Annotated in this window: 5 protein-coding genes and 1 pseudogene; 3 read left to right on the top strand and 3 right to left on the bottom strand. The window is 64.7% G+C overall.

The window, feature by feature from the left end; all coding sequences use genetic code 11:
- Positions 1 to 252 (bottom strand): annotated as a pseudogene (locus EOA36_RS26385) (GNAT family N-acetyltransferase); the annotation flags it as partial.
- 183 nt (positions 253 to 435) lie between these two features.
- Between EOA36_RS26385 and EOA36_RS26390 the strand changes: the two are divergent.
- Positions 436 to 741, top strand: coding sequence for a hypothetical protein (locus EOA36_RS26390; protein WP_127280057.1), 306 nt, complete (start codon positions 436 to 438; stop codon positions 739 to 741).
- Positions 742 to 793: 52 nt separating this feature from the next.
- On the opposite strand, the gene EOA36_RS26395 is transcribed toward EOA36_RS26390, so the two are convergent.
- Entirely contained in the window at positions 794 to 1,174 is a 381-nt protein-coding gene (locus tag EOA36_RS26395; protein WP_127280058.1) for a UTRA domain-containing protein, read from the bottom strand.
- A 267-nt stretch (positions 1,175 to 1,441) separates the two neighbouring features.
- Between EOA36_RS26395 and EOA36_RS26400 the strand changes: the two genes are divergently transcribed.
- Entirely contained in the window at positions 1,442 to 2,653 is a 1,212-nt protein-coding gene (locus EOA36_RS26400; RefSeq protein WP_127280062.1) for an alpha-D-ribose 1-methylphosphonate 5-triphosphate diphosphatase, read from the top strand.
- Positions 2,654 to 2,709: 56 nt separating this feature from the next.
- Here EOA36_RS26400 and EOA36_RS26405 read toward each other — a convergent pair whose 3' ends face one another.
- Complete coding sequence (locus EOA36_RS26405) at positions 2,710 to 2,910, bottom strand: hypothetical protein (RefSeq protein WP_127280059.1); 201 nt, start codon at positions 2,908 to 2,910, stop codon at positions 2,710 to 2,712.
- Between the two features lie 514 nt (positions 2,911 to 3,424).
- On the opposite strand from EOA36_RS26405, the gene EOA36_RS26415 reads away from it, so the two are divergent.
- Positions 3,425 to 5,333: amidase (locus tag EOA36_RS26415; RefSeq protein ID WP_127280061.1), on the top strand; the 1,909-nt coding region annotated here is incomplete at its 3' end.

Genomic DNA, 5,333 nt, shown 5'->3' on the forward strand with positions numbered 1-5,333 from the left:
CAGGGTGATCGTCCCGATCGCATCCGAGAAACCTGCCTGGTCTATCGACCATTTGATCGCCTTGCCGTCGGCGAACCGCTGACGCGAAAGCGCCAGCCATCGCGCGCCCGCGCTCATGTCGTCGGGAACGGGATCGCCGGCAAGGGAGGCGGATTCGACATCGGTGGCACGCGCGAACCATGCCGGGATATCCCGTTCGCCCGGCGCCCGAAGCACGAGCCTTGGTGTCGTGAGCCTGGGAACTGCTTTCATGGAGGCATTTTCGGCCCGAGGCGGCGCCAATGCAATGGCGCTGGCAGGGCTCGGCTATAGCCAGGCAACGCCGGCCCAATCGCCTCTTCATCAATGCTTCACCATAGCGGCAACGGTGACGGAACCTTCCTGATCGCGGCGGACTTCTGGAGGCATTCTGAGCTCGATTGAAGAGGTCCCCGCATGAGAGTCACCGCAGCAGGCATCGACCGCATCAAGATCGGCAATGCGGACGCGAGCGGCCAGGGCGCGCATTTCGTCGTCTGGCTTTATCTTCAGGTCGACGAAGGGGGGACACAAACCGGTCAGGAACTGGTGGTGTCGGTGCCGTACGATGCGCGGATGACGTTCGACGACCTCGCGACTCAGGCTTTCGAGAAGGCACACGCCATGCTTCGAGCCTGCTGCGAGGTGGATGAGGCGATGTGGTGGAAGCAGTTCAACCGCAGCCTGGCGCCGCTGCCCGAATGGACGCCCGGCGCCCAGTAGTTGGCGAACCCCGAACCAACAATGGACGCTGCCTGGCGTGCGGCAGTCCGTGTCAGGTCGAACGCCGACATTGTTCGCGGCTACACGCCACGCCGAGCCAGACCGGCGCGGATTTCATCTTTGGCGCGGAACCCAGCCCCTCACCCTCGCCGTTCTCAGCCTGCGCCAGCACGCTGAGCAGCTGGCTCGTATTGTCGATCGAGAACTGCATGCGTTCGCTCGCCCAGACCGTTTCGGAATAGGAGGTCGGCGTGCCTTTCATGTCGACATCGACTTTTTTCGTCAGCATCACCGGCTCGGTCTCCGGTTGCGCGAGCCGTCGCGCCTCCTCCTTGGTCGGCAGCCGCTCGATGATGTCGGTGCGCAGCCTTATGTAGTCGGTGACGCCATATTCGGCGAGGATGACGCTGACGCTGTGGCCCTTGCTTCTCAAGGCCGCGGCAACGTCCGTCTCGTACCGTCACATCTTGCGGATATCTCCGGTGGCAGCACGACGGGCCGGCCTGTTTGTCCTACACAACCCTGTCACCAAGCCAAGTTATCCGGTCATCAGAAATGAAACATTCAAATGCACGCCTTGAAACCGCCTGGCCGGAGGGCGATCCGGAAATGCGGGATGTTGTTTTCGGAGACGACCATGCTTGAACGGGCAGACAAGGCCGCACCCCACCGCGGGGACGAACCGATGGAGCGGCGGAACATGTGGCTGAGTGAATTCCAGATTGTCCTGCGCGACCGCGTCATTGCCAATGGCGCCGTCAGGGTCGAAGGCGGCCGGATCGCCGAGATCCGCGACCAGCCTGTCGAGAACGCCGACTTCACCGGCGGCGGCCGCCTGCTGCTGCCTGGTTTCATCGACATGCATGGCGACATGGTTGAGCGCGAAGTGGAGCCGCGCAGCGGTGTCCACGTGCCGATGGAAATCGGCATCGCCGAACTCGACAAGCGGCTGGCCTCCTGCGGCGTGACCACAGCCTATGCCGCGCTTTCCTTCATCGGCAACAGCGCCACCGCGGCTTTGCTGCGCTCGGAAGAACACACATCTTCCATCATCCAGACCATCACCGGGCTGAAGAACGACCTTCTGGTCGACCACCGCATCCACGCCCGTTTCGAGGTGACGTTCACCGCGGCTGTCGGCGTGCTGGAACGACTGATGGATGCCGGCAAGCTGCATCTGGTCTCACTGATGGATCACACGCCCGGACAGGGACAGTACCGCGACGTCGAACTGTATATCGCCCGCCTGGCCAAGGAGCGCGGCATGTCCATTGCCGACGTCTCCGAGGTCGTCGGCAAGCGCATGGCCGATCGCAACGGGCATGGCGGTGTGCTCGGCACGCTGCAAAGCCTGTCGGCGTTTGCCCGCGCCCGCGGCATCGTGCTCGCCTCGCACGACGACGACACACTGGAAAAGGTGGAATTCGTCCACGGCCTGGGAACCGTGCTCAGCGAATTCCCGGTGACCCTGGAGGCGGCGCGGGAAGCCCGCCGGCTGGGCATGTATACGGCCATGGGCGCGCCCAACGCGTTGCGCGGAGAATCCTATTCGGGCAATCTTTCCGCCCGCCAGGCCTATCAGGCCGGGCTGCTCGACATGCTGGCCAGCGACTATCACCCGGCCTCGATCCTGCCCGCCGTGCTCGGCCTGGCGCAGTTGCGCGAGGATGGCCTGGCAGCGGCCGCCGCGCTGACCAGCGCCAACCCGGCCAAGGCATTGGGCCTGGCCGACCGCGGCGCCATCGAGCCTGGACTCCTGGCCGATCTCGTCGTCGCCGATGTCAGCCCCGTGGCCCGCGTGCGCGCCACCTTCCGTGCCGGCCGCATGATTTATGGCGACGGCACGCTGGCGCCGGCGCGCAAGGCGGAACGCTTTCAGGAGGTGGCGACCCACCCGTATCTGCAGGCCTAGAGCAATCGCCAAGAAAGGTGCGGGCTGCTTATCGTTCCCTGAGACGGTGAACCATCCTAAAGATCGAGCGCCACCATCATCCCGCGCACCTCCGCCATTTCCAGCAGCAGATCCTGCAGCCTATCGATGGTCAGCGCCGCGCCGGCTGCCGCCGGCAGTTCCGCGATACTCTCCTTCATCGAAATGACGGCGACCCCGGTTCTCTCGGAAAGCAGCCGTGCGATGGCCGTGCGGACAAGCGCGTTCTGGTCAGGCATGATTCCCCTTTCATGCTGTGATGACGGCACCATCTTCTTTCATGTTATATGCCAATCGCAACTTATGCGAGCGTTCATTCACGCTTGCAAGTCGTCTTGTCGATCATCCCGGCAGGATCGGCAGTCGCTCAGCAGCGAGAGCGACGGCATCCCGCTGTCATCGGGCTCCATGGCGGCGAGCAGAGCCAGCGGCACTTCGTGCCGGTAAAGACCGATGAAAGCCCTGCCTCCCACGGTTACCGGCAATTCGGTCGATCTGTCGAAAATGGAATACGTGCCTGTCGGCTCGTTCAGTATCTCGAAACGGCACAATGCAAACCTCATCCTCCCCCCGGGAGCCCTGCAACGCGCGCGCCCATCAGAGGTTGCATAAAAAAATCGATTTTTTCGAGGACCGCGTGCCGCTGACCTGAAAGGCAGGAACAACAGGCTCGGCAAAGACCTCTGATTGGCTCTTGCCGAAGCCGGCGGCCTCGCTCATCCATGGCGTACGGACAACAGCCTGGGACCCGCGATGACCGACGCCAGCCTTCACCTCGTCGAAGCGACGATCGACGAACTGCGCCAGGCGCTCGACGAGGGCACTGTCACCAGCGTCGAACTGGTCGCGGCCTATGTCAGGCGCATCGCCCATTTCGACCGGCACGGCATCAGCCTCAACGCCGTGCCTGTGCTCAACCCTGCCATGTTCGAGGAAGCCGCCGCTTCCGACCAGCGGCGCCGGCAAGGCAAGACGCTCGGGCCCCTCGACGGCATCCCCTACACCGCCAAGGACAGCTACAAGGTCAGGGGCCTGACGGTGGCCGCCGGCTCGCCCGCCTTCGAGCATCTCGTCGCCAATGAGGACGCTTTCACCATCGCCCGGCTGCGTGCCGGCGGCGCTGTGCTGATCGGCCTCACCAACATGCCGCCCATGGCCAATGGCGGCATGCAGCGCGGCGTCTATGGCCGCGCCGAAAGCCCGTACAATGCCGACTACCTGACCGCCGCCTTCGCGTCGGGCTCCTCTAATGGCTCGGGCACCGCGACGGCGGCGAGTTTCTGCGCCTTCGGGCTTGGCGAGGAGACTTGGTCGTCCGGCCGCGCGCCGGCCACCAACAACGCGCTGGTCGCCTACACGCCCTCGCGCGGGGTGATTTCGGTGCGCGGCAACTGGCCCTTGGTGCCGACCATGGATGTCGTGGTGCCGCACACGCGAACAATGCACGACATGCTGGAACTGCTCGATGTCATCGTCGCCGACGACCCGGAAACCAGAGGCGATTTCTGGCGCGCGCAGCCCTGGATCAAACTGCCGAAAAGTTCCGAGTTGCGCCCACCGCGTTACACCGATCTGGCGCTGGAGGGGTCGCTCAAGGGCAAACGGCTCGGCGTGCCCGGAATGTATATCGGCCGCGACAGCGAGGCCGACCGGCCGATCGAAACCCGCGCCTCGGTGCTTGATCTATGGGAGCAGGCGGCAACGGATCTGCGTCGGCTCGGCGCCGAGATGGTCGAGGTCGATTTTCCCGTCGTCTCCAACTACGAGCGCGACCGTCCCGGCGCGCGAACCATGGTCGAGCGCGGACTGGTGCCGGCGGACTTCGCCGACCGCGAAATCTGGGACCTCTGCATCTGGGCCTGGGACGATTTCCTGCGCGCCAATGCCGACCCTGCCTTGCCCGATCTCGCCTCTGTCGACGGCCCGAAAATCTTTCCGCAGCCGCCAGGCACCTTGCCGGACCGCTATGAAGGCGGCTTCGACCTGGTGGACTATGTCGAGCGGGCGAAGTCCGGCGTCACGCCCTTCAAGGACATCCCGACCATGGCAGACGGGTTGACGGGACTTGAGGCGACGCGGCGCATCGATTTCGAGGACTGGCTGGACGCCAAACGCCTCGATGCCGTGGTGTTGCCGGCCGCCGCCGATGTCGGCCCGGCCGACGCCGACATCAACGAGGCGTCCGCCGCGCTCGCCTGGCGCAACGGCACCTGGGTCGCCAACGGCAATCTGGTCTGGCGCCATTTCGGCATCCCGACCGTCACCATACCGATGGGCACCATGGCCGACATCGGCATGCCGGTCGGCCTGACCTTCGCCGGCAAGGCTTACGACGACGAAAGGCTGCTGCGCATGGCCGGCGATTACGAGCGCTCCACGCAGCGCCGCACGAGCCCGCCGCGCACGCCTGAACTGGCCGATGATGTGTTTTCGAGCCGGCCCAACCGGGCTGGCGACGCCAAAGCACCTCCGCTTGCCATCGCGTTTGCTGCCGAGATGCGTTCTTCCCGCGATCAGGACGAAATCACCATCACGCTTGATCTGCCCGGCGACGCAGAGGCGCAGAACGCCAGGGTCAAGCTGCATGTCAACGGAGACGCCGTCGCGATGCAACGAAGCGGGACGCGCTTCATCGGGCGTGCGCTCGTTCCGGCCGCCGAGC

Origin of the sequence: Mesorhizobium sp. M8A.F.Ca.ET.021.01.1.1 (genome assembly GCF_003998025.1) — a bacterium.
GTDB lineage: Bacteria > Pseudomonadota > Alphaproteobacteria > Rhizobiales > Rhizobiaceae > Mesorhizobium.

Coding starts and splice junctions, on each gene's coding strand:
- EOA36_RS26400 (WP_127280062.1), top strand. CDS start 1,442: ATGTGGCTGAGTGAATTCCAGATTGTCCTGCGCGACCGCGTCATTGCC.
- EOA36_RS26390 (WP_127280057.1), top strand. CDS start 436: ATGAGAGTCACCGCAGCAGGCATCGACCGCATCAAGATCGGCAATGCG.
- EOA36_RS26405 (WP_127280059.1), bottom strand. CDS start 2,910: ATGCCTGACCAGAACGCGCTTGTCCGCACGGCCATCGCACGGCTGCTT.